The organism is Flavobacteriales bacterium (assembly GCA_016124845.1).
Taxonomy (GTDB): Bacteria; Bacteroidota; Bacteroidia; order UBA10329; family UBA10329; genus UBA10329.
Genome location: WGMW01000017.1, coordinates 1 through 14,682, shown reverse-complemented (window position 1 = coordinate 14,682; position 14,682 = coordinate 1). Strand labels below are relative to the sequence as shown.

Genomic DNA, 14,682 nt, shown 5'->3' with positions numbered 1-14,682 from the left:
GGCACGTAAAAATGTCAGGGTAGTAGTACCCACAAATCCCGACCAGATGCTCGAACTGGCCGGCCACATCATTACCAAACACACGGCCGATGGGGCGGCAAGTCCGCTCAGTGGCCTGGACATGGCGGCCTTTGGAACGCGCGTTACCGATGCGGACACTCAGAATGAACTGGCCAAGCAGCTGCGCAAAGATGCCGAACTGGCCACAGAGAGCCGTGATGGGCTGTTGGGTAAACGGAAAGATCAGAATGTGAACTCGGAGGGCACGGTTCTCAACATCATTGCCCGCGTGCGCGACATTCTATTGGGCATGTAAAAAGGCAACGAGCAGCAGTTGGGGCAGTGGGGCTTTGAGGTGAATCAGAGTTCCACAGGTGGAAATGGTTCGGGCCATGGCGGTGGCCCGCAACCACCGGGCACGGGTTCCATTACCGGTACGGTTGCCGATATGGCGACCGCGTTCGGTATTTCGGGGGCCACGGTAGAGGTGAACGCCTTGGGGGTGTCTGCCACTACCGATGCCATGGGCAAATTCACCCTGCCCAACATACCCTATGGTACCTATACAGTAAAGGTTTCGGCCACGGGTTATCTGATGCAGGAGGTACCGGTAACGGTATCGTCTGAGATGCAACCGAACATGACCTCGACCATCCGCCCCGATTGGCAGGATTTCGACAGCGTGATGAACGATTTCAGTTCCAAGTACCGTGTAAGGGCCAAGGCGGCCATCAAAAAGGCGGAGCATCTTACACTGAGAGAATTCAGCGTGGATGACATTCAGCAGCATAATGACACCATCATGCAGCTGTTCAAGAATGTGGAGGCCGGGGCCGATTTTCACATGGTGAGCATCCACCCAAGGTATTTCCTCGACCTGAAAGCCGCCCTCGATGACCACTTCGTGGTGAAGGGCTTTTTCGATGGCGAAAAGCTGATCGGGTTCTATTCCTACATCCGTGGGTTCGAGCACAGCTATGCCAGTTTTGTGGGGCTGAACTACGATTACAATCAGGATTGCTCCCTCTACCAGAACATCCTTTACCATTTGCTGGATGATGCCATCAAGGATGGCGCAAAAAGCATTGACCTGGCGCGTACGGCCATGGAGATCAAAAGCACGATGGGAGCGGAGCCTGTGGACCATCATCTGATGATAAAACACCTCAATTCCATCACCAATTCCATCCTCAAGCGCTTCATTACCAACATCCGCCCCAAAGAGTGGACGCAGCGAAATCCGTTCAAAGAGGCTTAATTTAGCCGCATGGCGTTGTTCGAAGGATACTTGGTCGGCCTCGGAATGGTCGTATTTATCGGCCCGGTGTTCTTCACGCTGCTCAAAAGTGCCCTCAACTATGGTTTCTGGGCGGGAATGATGGTGGCGCTGGGCATCTTCATCAGCGATGTGGTGTGCGTGGGGCTGTGCTCGTTCGGGGCCATTCCGTTCTTCAAGAACACCGAAAACCAGTTTTACTTGGCGTTGGGCGGCAGCGTCATATTGCTTGGTCTGGGCCTCAAATACCTGCTGAAACCCAATGTGAACGTGGACAGCGAAGTGAAACTCCATGCGGGACATTACTCCGCGTATTTCGCCAAAGGCTTTCTGGTCAATTTCGTCAATCCGTTCGTGTTTCTGGTTTGGACGGGTGTCATTGGTCTGGCGCAGAGCCGATTCGGAACAGGGCAGGAGCTATGGTTCTTTCTATCGGCAGCGCTGTTGGGCATCTTCACCACCGACAGCCTCAAGGTGGTCTTTGCCCACCGCATCAAAACGCTGATCCGCCCCGATATTCTGCGTAGAGCCTATCAGATAATTGGCTTGGTGCTTATCGGTTTTGGAATCCGATTTCTGTGGTTCGCGTTTACGTGACCGCTATTCCTTCCGCACCACAAACCTGCCCGATGCGCGCCTGCTGAGTTCGTTATTGGTGAGCGTATAATGGTAGATGCCGCTATTGAGACCGTCTGTTGGAACGGAGATGCGTTGGTCGGTGGCACTTTTGGAATAGATGACGCGCCCAAGTGCATCAAAAATGTTCAGTTGGAACAGTTGGTTCCGTGTATTGTCAAACTCAATGGTTAGTGATGAACTGGTGGGATTAGGATAGGCTTTCGATGACAGGTTCTGAAATTTCTGTTCTTCAATTCCTTCCGCCCAATCCTCAAAATGTAGGTCGTCAAACATCAGCCCGTCCAAGGTGTCGGCAATGGAGTCGCTGATAAAAGTGAATCGATAGAGTACAGTATCATCTAACTGTATTTCAAATTCATTTTTAAATCCAGCTAAGTTCACCCAGAACTCATTCCAACCAAATGAATTGCCTGTTAATACAGGTTTTTCAGAATACCAATAATATAACGAATTTGGACTTTGACTATAAACAGTATCATTTATAAGGTCTATCCAAGTTGTTCCGTTATCAGGTGAGAATTCAATTATTCCGTAATCATTCAATGAGTCCGAATTGACATAATACTTGCCGGCCAATACTACAGTATTACCGTATTCGAAGCCATAACCAGTTCCGTTCATAATTACAAATGAAGACGTGTCATTGATCGGATAGGGTAATGCCGTATCAGTAACAATAGCCTTTGACCCTAAATATGCAGAAGTGAAAACCGTTTTGTTTGGATGTCCAATTTGCCAAATGTTGATGGTGTCTGTTGGAGATTCCTCTGAAAACTGAAAGCCACAAACGGTGTCCTCAAAACTGATGGTGTAACCACCCCAAAACGAAAAACCTCCATAGCATGGATAATCCTGTCCATAACTGAAAACGGAAGAAAGAATAAGGAGCGAAAGGAAAAACATGTGTTTCATGGCAGGGTCAATTTGTTTGGCATGTATTCTTTAAAAAAGACACGCTAAGTTAGATAAAATGAAGTGCGTTGTTCAAGAATAAATTCCCAACCCGAAAAGTGCATAATCGTATTTCACGGGGTCGTTCGGGTCGAAGGTTCGGAGGGCAGCATCCAGTTCCTCCACGGCCTGCCAATCGTTCTGTGTTCGCGTTAGCAGTCCCAACTGCCGCGCATTTCTTCCCGAATGTACATCCAATGGACACGAAAGGATGGAAGTGGGAATGCGGTTCCAAAGACCGAAATCCACGCCTTTATCGTTCAGGCGCACCATCCATCGCAGGTACATATTGAGGCGTTTGGCCGAGGAACCTTTCATTGGGTCGGCCACATGTTTCTGCGTGCGTTTCGCATGCGGAATGGAAAAGAACACCTGCTTGAAATGATGGATCGCGTTCTTCAGGTTCGAGTCATCAGACGCTATTCCTTCCAGAAAGATGTCCTCCAACGAATCGTACATGGAATAGATGTGCCGTAAGGCACGGATGAAATGCTTGAGGTCTTCGGCATTGAAGGTGCGGTGCACGAACCCGTCCAGCACCTTCAGGTCGTTCTCCGAATGTTCCATCACAAACCGATACGGCTCGTTTCCCATGCGCTGCATTGCGCTTTCCGCATTGCGGATAATGGTGGGCCGCTGTCCCCAGGCAATGGTGGCGGCAAGGAGTGCGCTCACTTCAATGTCATTTCTTTCCTCAAACAGATGCGGAATGGAGATCGGGTCGGGGCCGATAAAACGCGGATGGCAGTATTCTTCATACTTCTCATCCAGCAGTTGTTTGATCTCCAGTTCGGTCATTGCCCAAATATTGGCATAAATGAATGGAATCAGTTGATATGAGTTCCTTCCTTCGTCAGGAAGACAAAAATGTTGGAAAACAAAAGGAGCATGGCACCACAGACTACGATATAAATCGTGGGCTATGGCGTCTATATTTGTCCGAATGCGTTCCCATTGGCTTCTGTTGATCGTTGCTCTGTTTTTTTCTGCCTGTGGCGGAGGAGAAAAGCATTCCGATAAAACGGTTTTCCGCTACAACGAGAGCAAGGGCATCACTTCGCTCGACCCCGCGCAATCGCGCACCATGGGAAACATCTGGGCCACTGGCCAACTGTTCAATGGTCTGGTGCAGTTGGACGAACGCATGGAGGTGCAGCCGTGCATTGCCAAGCGTTGGGAGATAAGCGAAGATGGGCTCACGTATCGGTTTGTGCTTCGCGAGGATGTGAAATTCCACGACCACGAACTCTTTGCCGAAGGAAAGGGCAGGAGCGTGGTGGCCGCTGATTTCGAATACAGTTTCAAGCGCATTCTGGATGAGAAGACGCTATCGCCTGGCCGATGGATCTTCAATGCGGTGGATGTGGAAAAGGAAGGTGGTTTCAAGGCACTGAACGATACGGTGCTTGAGATCTATCTGAGCCATGGTTTCCCTCCGTTCCTGGGCATTCTGTCCATGCAATACTGCTCGGTGGTGCCCAAAGAAGTGACCGAAGCATTGGGCAAGGATTTCGCACGACATCCTGTGGGAACGGGGCCGTTCCAGTACTGGGACTGGTACGAGGGCGTGAAACTCGTTCTGCACAGGAATGAGAGCTATTTTGAGCGTGATGGTTCGGGCGATCGCCTGCCCTATTTGGATGCGGTCGGCATCTCGTTCATCCCCGATCCGCAGTCCATTTTCTTGGAGTTCATGAAAGGGAATCTCGACATGCTTTCGGGCTTGGAGGATGGCAGTTACAAGGATGCGCTCATTACGCCCAACGGACATTTGCAACCCGAAATGAAGGACAGGATCGTGATGCAATCGGAGCCGTTTCTCAATACAGAGTATTTGGGATTTTTATTGAAAGATACGCTTGCAGATGGGTTTGTTAATGTGTTGAATAATAAAAAGTTAAGGCAGGCTATAAATTATGGTTTCGACCGTGTGAAGATGATGCGGTACATCCGAAACAACATCGGTTCGCCTGGTGTGCATGGCTTTCTTCCAACAGGATTGCCCGGAGAGGAATTCCGCGTGAGCGGCTATGAGTACAACCCTAAAAAGGCAAAGGAACTGTTGGCCGAGGCGGGCTATCCGAATGGGGAAGGGTTGCCCGAGATTCCCCTTTATACCACATCGCAGTATTTGGATCTTTGCGAGTACATCCAGCATCAGTTGCAGGAGGTCGGTATCAAGCTCACCATCGAGGTGAATCCAGGAGCAACGCATGGCGCGCTGGTGGCCAATTCGCAGGTGCCGTTCTTCCGCAAATCGTGGATCGCGGATTATGCGGATGCGGAGAATTACCTGTCGCTTTTCTACTCGAAGAACTTCACGCCAAACGGGCCGAATTACACGCTCTTCTCCAGCGAGGCGTACGACCGTTTGTACGAAACTTCACTTGCCACTACCAACGACAGCCTGCGCTACCGCTACTACGCTCAAATGGACAGCATCATTGTGGCCGAGGCACCGGTTGTGGTGTTGTTCTATGATCAGGTGCTACGTTTCGTGCACAAGAACATTTCAGGTCTTGGTTCCAATTCCATGAACGGGTTGAGTTTGAAATCTGTTCGCAAAAAACTCAATTGAGCGCAAACCTTATTGGGATTGTGAACTGAACAGGAACTGGCATGTAAGATTGAAGCCCAGGCTGGTAGTATGGTAAGCCCTCTAAAACTCTGATTCCCTCCGCATCAATCAAAGGGTGAACCCCTTTTACAACTTTCACATCATATGGCAAGCCGTCAATCCCAACAATATAGCTAACATACACAACTCCAGCAATGCCATTTTCTTTACAATAAGAAGGATAGTTGACCGCGTGTCCTACGTACCTCAGAAGATCCGCATCACTTTTGTTCGGTCCGAAGCATGGCATCTCCTCAATAATTGCAAATCTGTCATCCAGACTTTTAGTGTAATTCACTTCCGCATCATGTTTCAAACTGTCAATAAGCGAATATGTCTTCTTTTCCCGGTAAGAGCGCTCGTCATTTTTGAATATCCATTCACCAACCATGAATCCATTTTTGTACTGACCAGTAAATGAGTTGGCGAATTCAACTTGTGAATTGTATATGACCGGCCCGTCAAGAACGCTGTCCCGATAATTACGTTCCGCAACCTTTATTTTGTTTCCATTGTCTGAGCTATAAAGAATCAGTGACCCATTTCCATCCTTTAGATCGCCTTCATAGAACAGGGGGAAATTCCCCGACTGCTGACTTATCAATGTGATAGGCTGTCCATGAAAGTATTCGATAGCATAGATCAGCGTGCCGTCTTCCCAATAGGACCTGCATTCTCCATTTTTCTCACCCCCTGAAAAAGTGGTGCTTTCTTTCAATTGTCCAGATTCGTAATATGATTTACTGATGCCTTCGGTAGTACCGGCCACCTTCGTGTTTTCGGTGGCCACTTTCCCATTGGGAAAGTAGCTGGTCTGAATTCCATCTCTTTTACCTTCCTTGAAGTGTATCACTGCTGTGAGCACCTCATTGTTGTAGTATTTCCAAGTGCCATCTTTCTTGTCGTTCTCATAACTCCCTTCAATACGGAAATCTGAGTTGGGACGGAAAACCCATAAACCCTGTTTCAGATTTTCAACATAGTTTCCTTCAGCCTGGACATTACCCAAATAGAGATACTTGTAAGCTCCTGCTTTTTTCGTTTCATCATATTTTGATACCCTGAAAATTTCAGAGATGCCGGTCCGTTTATCGTTGAGTTTTAGCTGCTTGGTTCCTTTTTGAGCATAGACTGTCGATAGGGTGAGGCAGAGGACAATTAATAGAGATCGCATTTAGTGGTTGTTCAAAGAGTCTAACGTAGGTTTATTATTTATTTCGTCCTGAACGTGAGATTTGAGGAGATGGCCAAGTGATCGGACATCACTTGAGGGTGAACAATATGCTCGGTGGCGATAAGGTCTTCCGAATGGAGAATATTGTCGATTCTGAACAGCGGCAACCTCACGTAAGTTGCCCCGATTCCTGAACCCGATTCTGTGTACGTGTCTTCCAGACCTTTGCGAATGGTCTGATAGGCGTAGGAGGTAGGTACATCATTGAAATCGCCACATACAATGACGGGATAAGGGGAATTCCGAACATGCTCAGCGACCTTATCCGCTTGGTCTGCGCGTTTCTTAAAGCCACCTACCATCTGCTGAATGAACTGCTTTCCTTCTTTGGAATCCTGTACCACCCGTTCCTCAATCAGCTGATCCAAAAGCGCGTAATCCTTGTCTTGCAGTCCAATGCTTTGCAGATGAACGTTGTAAATTCTGATCGTGTCACCTTCCACATCCACATCGGTAAACATGCCCATATTGTTGTGTTCCATGTCGAAGAAAACGACCCCTTTCTGAACAATTGGATACTCACTGAAAGTAGCCAATGCCACAAAACTCTTCCATTTGGCTGGAGCTCTGTTCTTCTCCACATGCATATAGTTCAACGTACTGACATTCAGTAAGGTATCAACTGGTGTTGCACCCTTTCGGTGGTCGAAAAAGAATTCCTGAATGCAGAGAATGTTCGGTTTTTCATCAAACAGGAATTGGTAGATGGATTTTTTGGTGTTTCTGTCTTTCAACCAGTCAAAACGATCGAACAACCGTACATTGAAACTCATCACTTTCATTCCATTCTCCGAACTCGCAGGTGGCGATGTGCGGAACTGTACCGTTTCCTGTACGTAATCCCATTTAAGGAGCAGAAACGTAATGTTCAGAAAGAGCATCCACTTTCGGTTCAGCATCCAGTAGACTGTAAAGAAAACGGTTGCGATCAGCAGTACGGGGTAGGCCATTCCTACGAATGCCAGTGGCCAGAACTTGGCCGGACTGATGATTCCCGCCAAATAGGATAGAAGCAGACCAATGAGCACAAAGACGTTGATTACCAGCATGAGTCTCTCAAAGAGACCTCGCTTCTTCGTCCGTTCTGAGATCATAGTTTGTCTTTGGCCTTGAAAAGGATCTCTTTCTCCCGCTGAGAAAGACTGTCGTAGCCCGAACGCTTGATTTTGTCCAGAATTGCGTCCACCTGCTCCTGCGTGGTCTGTTTCTCCTCATTGAACTCAGCATCCGTTTTCGCCCTTCGGTGAACCACTTTTATCTTCTTTTTTCTGCGGGATGGAAGATGGTCTCTGAGCCAGAATATCGGCTTCAGAAAATCGACCGTCAGGTCATTTCCTCTTTTCAGTTGCGAAGCATAGATGAACCCGAAAAGCGCCCCGCCTAAGTGCCCCAAATGTCCACCTGCATTGCCGGATGGGATCATCAGTACATCAAGCAGAACGGAAACCAATGCGATGTACTTCAGTTTTACAGGACCAATAAGTACCAAGCGCACCAAATAGTTTGGTGCCATCGTTGCCGCAGCAACCACAATGGCCAATACGGCAGCCGAAGCACCCAGCGCCACGCTTGCAATACCCGAAAATGCTGGGAACAGATTCATGGCCAAGATGAACAGCAATGCTCCCGAAAGTCCACCGAGGATGTAGGTGCTGAACAGTTTTTTGCTGTCCAAGAAATTGAGAAAGATGGTGCCACCGAACTGCAGCCAAAGCATATTGAACAGGATGTGAAGGAATCCCGCATGCACGAACATGTGCGTGATCAGCGTCCACGGACGGAAAAGCAGCAACGTAGGCGAGGAGGGAACTGAGAGATAATGCTCTATCAGGTCGTAAGTTGACGGACTTCCAACGAGAAAGAAAATTAGGCGCAGGATCATCATCAGCAGAAAAATCCCGCTGTTGACGTAGATCAACTGCATCAGAATATTCCCCGTTCTGAACTGGAATTTTATGTCATCCAATAGCGCCATGCACTAAAAACGCGTTCGGTTTCTTTGCCAATACCTGATAAGTATATAACCGAACAGCATCCCGCCAAGATGCGCAAAATGGGCTATACCATCAGGGTTATTCGAAAGCCCCCGATAAAGTTCCCAAATCCCAAATCCCGCAACTAAATACTTAGCTTTAATCGGTATGGGGAAGAAGATGAAAAAGATTCGATTGTTTGGAAACATCATTCCAAAAGCCATGAGAATACCAAAAATAGCCCCGGATGCCCCTACCATTTGTTGGTTTAGAAGTCCCCATCCCTTATTCATTAATTCATTTGCAAATCCATTTTGCGAAATGAGCTGATCTCGGGTTGTCGAGTACAGAACAGCAATCTGATTTGAAGACAGGTATTTGATCACATTAAAGAATTCAATCTCCGAGACTCCTAAGTGAAGTGCAGCGGCACCAAGACCTGTAATCAAATAATAAGAGAGAAACCTTTTACCTCCCCAGACATTTTCGATAGCGGATCCAAACATCCAGAGGGCAAACATATTGGTCAGAATGTGCCTAAGATCCCTCAGGTCATGCATGAACATGTGAGTGAAAAATTGATGAGGTCGGAAATACACTGATTGAGGCATGTGTAATGCCAAGTAGTCTTCAATAGGAAAACCATTTCTGGTGAGTGTAATGGCACCAAGATAAAACAGGCCGTTGATGATGATTAAGTTCTTAACAACAGGTGGTAAGAGACTGTATCCTCCGGGTCTTATCTGCTGATTCATTATTCCTTCTACTTCCTAATCGTTCTTAAAATGTTGCCATGATCAGATTCAGGTCTTTAAATGGCAGGTCGAAGGTCTTCGCCAGATATTCGTTGGTAACGGCACCGTTGTACGTGTAAACCCCGCTTCTCAATCCTTCATGGAAACGCATCATGTTGTTCAAACCGCCAACATCTGCCATTTCCAACATCATAGGCGAAAAAATGTTGCTCAAAGCAGTACTTGCCGTTTGCGCTACGCGCGAAGCAATGTTCGGAACGCAGTAATGCACCACACCATACTTGGTGAATGTGGGATTTGCATGATTGGTGACCACAGAGGTTTCGATGCAGCCACCTTGGTCAATGCACACATCAATGATGACCGAACCGAATTTCATGTTGCTCACCATTTCTTCCGTAACCAAAATGGGTGCTCGGCCTTTCTTGGAACGGATGGCTCCGATGACCACATCGGCAGTTTCCAATGCATTGGCCAGCACGTCAGGATGAATGGTGCTTGTGTAGAGTCGCTGGCCGATATCGTTCTGCAAGCGACTTAGTTTTTGCAGCGAATTGTCAAAAATCTTCACAGACGAACCCAGACCGATGGCGGCACGGGCCGCATATTCTCCCACAGTTCCCGCACCAAGTACAACCACTTCGGTTGGAGGAACGCCCAAAACGCCACCCAACATCAGGCCTTTTCCTCCATTGACATTCGAGAGGTATTCTGCGGCAATGAGAACCACCGTACTACCCGCAATTTCGCTCATGGATCGCACGAACGGATAACCGCCATCGCGGTCGCGGATAAAGTCAACGGCAATGGCGGTCACCTTCTTCTTCATCAACTGCTTCAGGTAGTTTTCGGGGTGAACCGAAAGCTGAAGGGCAGAGATGAGGCATTGCCCCGGTTTCATGTGATCGATCTCCTCCAACGATGGTGGATCGACCTTCAGAATGATGTCCGACTCGTAAACCTCCTTCGTGCTGTAGGCGATCTTCGCGCCCGCTTCGCTGAAATCCCGGTCTTCAAAGTGCGCACCTTTTCCGGCTCCGGTCTCAATAATAACGCGGTGGCCATTGTGTACCAGTCGCGCAACGGCTTCCGGTATCAGCGCCACACGGTTTTCCTGAAGCGTACATTCTTTGGGAATGCCGATAAAAAGCTGCTGCTGGCTCTTGGCGATCTCCAACATTTCTTCTTGCGGCATCAGTCCGCCAGAAGCTGTAAGGGTGAAAAAACTGCCTTCTTTGCTGGTCATGGTCAGTTGGTTACAGTAATAATTCGCTGGTCGTTTTCAACTCGGATCTTTACCGAAATATGGTTTCCCGGAATGATGTCCGAAGCCATCTCCGGCCATTCCACCAAGCAAAGATACCCACTAAAGAAGTAGTCTTCGTAACCGATGTCGAAGAGTTCTTCCACAGATCGGATGCGGTAAAGGTCGAAGTGGTAAACGGGACCAATAGGGCTTTCGTACTCGTTGACCAGCGAGAAGGTGGGACTGCTCACTTCATCTTCAATTCCCAAAAACTGGCAGAATTGCTTGATAAGCGTGGTCTTACCGGCACCCATTTCGCCAGAAAATAGGATGATCTTCTCATCCGCACTCTGCAATTTCAGAAACTCGCAAACGGGTAGGAGTTCTGAAATTGTGGATGCACGGAATTCCTTGTTCACGACCGAATTGGTTGGGTCGCGAAGATACGCCTAACTTTTCGCCAAGCCGTTTTCCTGCGGGAAGTAGTTCTTCAGGATCGATTCCATCTGCTTTTCGCCTGTAGAGATGGCTTCAATCTCTTTCCACATGCTGTCTGACAGCAGTTCGCGTAGCGGTTGGTTCAACTTTGGAATTTGGCCGAAAACTTTCAACAGCTTCTTGTCCCAAACCTTGTAGTATTTCACAAGGTCATCAGGGTAAACCACCTTCCTGCGCGTTCCTTCATCAATGCCGCGGAATGGAGCAGGGATGTTCAGATAGCCGTAATCGTCCGTCAATTGCTCACCCGGCTGAATGTCACGGATGGCGATTTCGAAATCATAAGCCGTTGTGAGGCAGTTGGAATTGAAACTGTGATTCACATAACGGCCATTGTCCCAGCACAGCACGAAGTTGCCGTTGTTGTTGCGGAAAGTGTAGTAATCGAGGATGTTCTGGTAGATCGGTTCCATGTTCTGGAAATCGAGCGGACTGAATTCCCGATCGAGTTTGTCCAATACCCACGTGATGGTTCCTGCGGGGATGAATTCGGTGGCCACCACTCCGTAGCCTATCTCATTACTGATGAACTTAAGTTCAGTTTTTGGATGTATCATTTTGATGTCTCAAGCGCTAAGTCCAGCTTGAATTATTGGGTCAAAATTAGACTTGATTCAAGAAAAATAATCTTCATGAATTTATTGTATTTATCTGAAATTCAACCGCTTAAAATTACGAATGCATTTTTGGGTCATATGAATTGACGGATTCCTGAAAACCACGCGACAAACAGGCAATACCACTTTCAATCATTGAAGAGATTGGCAACCCAAGTGAATGCCACAGTGGATAAAAGGAGTGCCGTCCATGTCAAGTCATTCGGCATCCCAATCAAAGACATAACAAATCCAGCGACTCCAGAAAGGAGAAAGGTACATGCAAAAAGGGCCATGACCAACTTATTCCGTTTCACCTCAAGCTCCACAAATCGATGGATTGGAATGATTGACACAAAACATGCGGCAGCGAGCCCCAAACCGCCTACGCCAAGAAGTGGGGTGAAAACAGCGACTGATAACAACGAAACGACCAATAGGCCGATATTGATCTGTGTGGCCAATCTCATCTGACCTGACATAAGATAACGGCCGAACTTATCGAAATACAGAATAGCATTTGAAATGGGGCGTGCAAACCAAACCCACAGAACAAAAATCATGTAAAAAGGGAGCAGAAAAAGAAACACCCGCACAACTACAACTAAGCCGATGAGAAACATCCATTGTTTGCCTTCGCTCATTTTTTGCATCCAAATGGAGTACTCCAAAACTTTTCGGTAGAAGAAGTTGGTAGCCTTTATAGCCTCGATCATACCTTCCCGTGCGGGTTCATGTTCGGGGTCGATAGTCAAGGCGGCACTGAAATGTTCTTTTGCTTTGGCAATGTTTCCCTTACGCAAGTAGTTGTATCCCATGCTTGAATGGGTAAACTCGTTGTCTGGATCTTTCTCCAGTAAAGTTCCAAGAACCGATTCCGCCTCAGAGGTATTGCCTAGAGAGCCCAACGCATGTGAGAGGATATTCGAACACAGTAGATTCTCGGGATCCAGCTCTTTTCCTTTTCGAGCCCACGCTATGGCTTTTTCCCGTTCGTCCATCTTAAAAAAGATGTAGGCTTTCTGACCGTAATGGTCAGCATCCTCGTTGTCCAACTGAAGAGCCATGTCAATCGCTTCCATGGCTTTCTTATTTTGGTTGAGGCTAACATGAATCTGAGATTTTATGAAGAACATATAGTCAGATTCGGGGTCAAGCCCTATTGCAGTTTCAATTGCACTCAGTGCTTTTACATGTTCATCTTGTCTTTCATGAATTTCTGCTTGTAAAGCATACAGATAACCCGAGTCAGGGCTCTGAGAAAGAGTTTCAACAATTCGCTGATGTGCTTCGTCAAAGCGTCTGCGTTCAATAAGAAGCTGTATACGTTTTATCTGTTCAAGATCCATTAGAGTTTAAGATATTTCAGGATGTCATCATACATTCCTGAAGCGTTGGAGTAAAGCGCATAATTCCTTGCCGTGTTGAACCATTCCTTTGTGCTTGGTCGAACTTTTTTTGCAGAGGATAGTAGGTCATTTGTTGTGATAAGATCAAGCTTTCCACTTTTCATGGAAATCCGCAGTTTATCCTCTACGGTTAGATTCACCATGGCTTGGATATCCGCACCGCTGAAACCATCAGTTTTTGAGGCAATTTTTCTGTAATCGATCTTTTCTATTGGTTTTTCCAGTAGTTGGATCTGAATGATTTTTTCGCGGGCCTCTTCATCTGGTGGTGGGACAAAAATGATTCTGTCAAATCTTCCAGGGCGTAGAAATGCCGAATCCATGTGCCAAGGAGAGTTGGTTGCTCCTAGGATAAGCACACCCTCATTGTTGGTGTCAACTCCGTCTAATTCTTTCAGGAATTGATTGATTAGATTCCTTCCTGCGGATTGCTTAAGGTCGTTACGCTTGCTGCCCATTGCATCAATCTCATCGAAGAAAAGGACGCAAGGGTTGTTGCTTCGTGCCACTTCAAATTTGTGATGAAGGTTACGTTCACTATTACCAACATACATGTCCAATACCTCTTCAAGGCCAAGAGAGATGAACTTTGATTTGATTTCACCGGCTGTGGCCTTGGCCAAATAGGTCTTTCCACAGCCAGGAGGGCCGTATAGAAGTATTCCCCCACCAGCTTTTTTGCCATAGGCTTTATACAGGTCGGGGTTGTTTAGTGGGTGAATGATCTTGATTCGAATATCATCTTTAATGTCCTCCATTCCTCCAACATCCTCAAAGGACATGTTCGGTTTTTCCATAAAGAGGTATTCGTCCTCATCCTCGTACTCACTACCCGTAAGTTCTTTCACCAAAAGCTGTCCTTCCAGAGCTGCATTTCGCCATTCTGGATTCTCTTGCTTAAGACGTTTGAACTGTTCCACAGCTTGAGTTTGCTGTCCATCTTTCAGTAACAGGTTGATGTACAACGTTAAAAGTTCAGCGTCATTCGATTGGTCCAGGAGATCTTCGCAAATGACAATTGCGGTTGAGAACTCTTCAAGCTTACCGTAGCAATCGGCCAAAAGCAAACGGGCTTCAAAATCTCTTGATTCTTGAATGAGAATTTTAAGATGCTCTTTGGCTTTTTGGTACTCACCAAGGTTGAAAAAGCCTTTAGCGGTTTGCTTTCTGAGTTTTGTATTTCCTGGTGTCACGTCAAGAGCAGCCTCCAACGCTTCCAATGTTTCTCTGTCCATCGATTCAGTTTAAACGTGGGGCGAATTTAACCGCTAACTTCCAAGAATACACGAACTTATGAACTGCATTGCGATCAACAAAGAAGGGCAAAGGTCTGAGATCGCCTTTTCGTTTATTGGTCACAGAAAGAGTTAAAACTATGCACTTTAAGTGCATGTCGCTTTCAGCTTCTAAAAAGTATACCTTTCGTCAGTGGCAGAGCAGCGATCGAATGGACATACTGTTTCACGATTGACAGTACATCTGGTCTGG

15 protein-coding genes are annotated in these 14,682 nt (G+C 47.1%); 4 read left to right on the top strand and 11 right to left on the bottom strand.

What is annotated here, in order from left to right:
* The first annotated feature begins 46 nt into the window (after window positions 1-46).
* Genes GC178_08645 through GC178_08635 form a run of 3 tightly spaced genes read left to right on the top strand, consistent with a single transcriptional unit; the run spans window position 47 to window position 1,873 of the window.
* Complete coding sequence (locus tag GC178_08645) at window positions 47-316, top strand: hypothetical protein (protein MBI1287631.1); 270 nt, start codon at window positions 47-49, stop codon at window positions 314-316.
* 18 nt (window positions 317-334) lie between these two features.
* Window positions 335-1,258: a GNAT family N-acetyltransferase gene (locus tag GC178_08640; protein MBI1287630.1), complete on the top strand. Its 924-nt coding sequence runs from the start codon at window positions 335-337 to the stop codon at window positions 1,256-1,258.
* A 9-nt stretch (window positions 1,259-1,267) separates the two neighbouring features.
* The gene (locus GC178_08635) at window positions 1,268-1,873 is read left to right on the top strand and encodes a lysine transporter LysE (protein ID MBI1287629.1); all 606 of its coding nucleotides are present in this window, start codon (window positions 1,268-1,270) and stop codon (window positions 1,871-1,873) included.
* Window positions 1,874-1,876: 3 nt separating this feature from the next.
* Here the strand turns inward: GC178_08635 and GC178_08630 are convergent, their stop codons facing one another.
* Both GC178_08630 and GC178_08625 read right to left on the bottom strand, forming a co-directional pair.
* Window positions 1,877-2,827 carry a T9SS type A sorting domain-containing protein gene (locus tag GC178_08630; protein MBI1287628.1) on the bottom strand — a complete coding sequence of 317 codons (951 nt, stop codon included), beginning with the start codon at window positions 2,825-2,827 and terminating at the stop codon, window positions 1,877-1,879.
* 72 nt (window positions 2,828-2,899) lie between these two features.
* Complete coding sequence (locus GC178_08625) at window positions 2,900-3,664, bottom strand: TIGR02757 family protein (protein ID MBI1287627.1); 765 nt, start codon at window positions 3,662-3,664, stop codon at window positions 2,900-2,902.
* A gap of 124 nt (window positions 3,665-3,788) precedes the next feature.
* On the opposite strand from GC178_08625, the gene GC178_08620 reads away from it, so the two are divergent.
* Complete coding sequence (locus GC178_08620) at window positions 3,789-5,444, top strand: ABC transporter substrate-binding protein (protein ID MBI1287626.1); 1,656 nt, start codon at window positions 3,789-3,791, stop codon at window positions 5,442-5,444.
* On the opposite strand, the gene GC178_08615 is transcribed toward GC178_08620, so the two are convergent.
* The 9 genes from GC178_08615 to GC178_08575 all read right to left on the bottom strand — a co-directional run bounded on the left by GC178_08615 (window position 5,437) and on the right by GC178_08575 (window position 14,429).
* Window positions 5,437-6,657, bottom strand: a complete 1,221-nt coding sequence (locus GC178_08615) for a hypothetical protein (GenBank protein ID MBI1287625.1) — start codon at window positions 6,655-6,657, stop codon at window positions 5,437-5,439. The genes GC178_08620 and GC178_08615 overlap by 8 nt on opposite strands.
* 38 nt (window positions 6,658-6,695) lie before the next feature.
* On the bottom strand, window positions 6,696-7,811 hold the full coding sequence (locus GC178_08610; GenBank protein ID MBI1287624.1) for a hypothetical protein: 1,116 nt from the start codon (window positions 7,809-7,811) through the stop codon (window positions 6,696-6,698).
* Complete coding sequence (locus GC178_08605; protein MBI1287623.1) at window positions 7,808-8,692, bottom strand: rhomboid family intramembrane serine protease; 885 nt, start codon at window positions 8,690-8,692, stop codon at window positions 7,808-7,810. The genes GC178_08610 and GC178_08605 overlap by 4 nt, the downstream gene beginning before the upstream one ends.
* Before the next feature lie 3 nt (window positions 8,693-8,695).
* Window positions 8,696-9,445, bottom strand: a complete 750-nt coding sequence (locus GC178_08600; protein ID MBI1287622.1) for a rhomboid family intramembrane serine protease — start codon at window positions 9,443-9,445, stop codon at window positions 8,696-8,698.
* A gap of 25 nt (window positions 9,446-9,470) precedes the next feature.
* Window positions 9,471-10,691, bottom strand: a complete 1,221-nt coding sequence (locus tag GC178_08595) for an alanine dehydrogenase (GenBank protein ID MBI1287621.1) — start codon at window positions 10,689-10,691, stop codon at window positions 9,471-9,473.
* 2 nt (window positions 10,692-10,693) lie between these two features.
* Window positions 10,694-11,005, bottom strand: coding sequence for a tRNA (adenosine(37)-N6)-threonylcarbamoyltransferase complex ATPase subunit type 1 TsaE (tsaE, locus tag GC178_08590; GenBank protein MBI1287620.1), 312 nt, complete (start codon window positions 11,003-11,005; stop codon window positions 10,694-10,696).
* Window positions 11,006-11,140: 135 nt separating this feature from the next.
* Window positions 11,141-11,746: an SET domain-containing protein-lysine N-methyltransferase gene (locus GC178_08585; protein ID MBI1287619.1), complete on the bottom strand. Its 606-nt coding sequence runs from the start codon at window positions 11,744-11,746 to the stop codon at window positions 11,141-11,143.
* A gap of 188 nt (window positions 11,747-11,934) precedes the next feature.
* The gene (locus tag GC178_08580; GenBank protein MBI1287618.1) at window positions 11,935-13,134 is read right to left on the bottom strand and encodes a tetratricopeptide repeat protein; all 1,200 of its coding nucleotides are present in this window, start codon (window positions 13,132-13,134) and stop codon (window positions 11,935-11,937) included.
* Window positions 13,134-14,429: an AAA family ATPase gene (locus GC178_08575; GenBank protein ID MBI1287617.1), complete on the bottom strand. Its 1,296-nt coding sequence runs from the start codon at window positions 14,427-14,429 to the stop codon at window positions 13,134-13,136. Before GC178_08575 ends, GC178_08580 begins: the two co-directional genes overlap by 1 nt.
* Window positions 14,430-14,682: the final 253 nt, after the last annotated feature.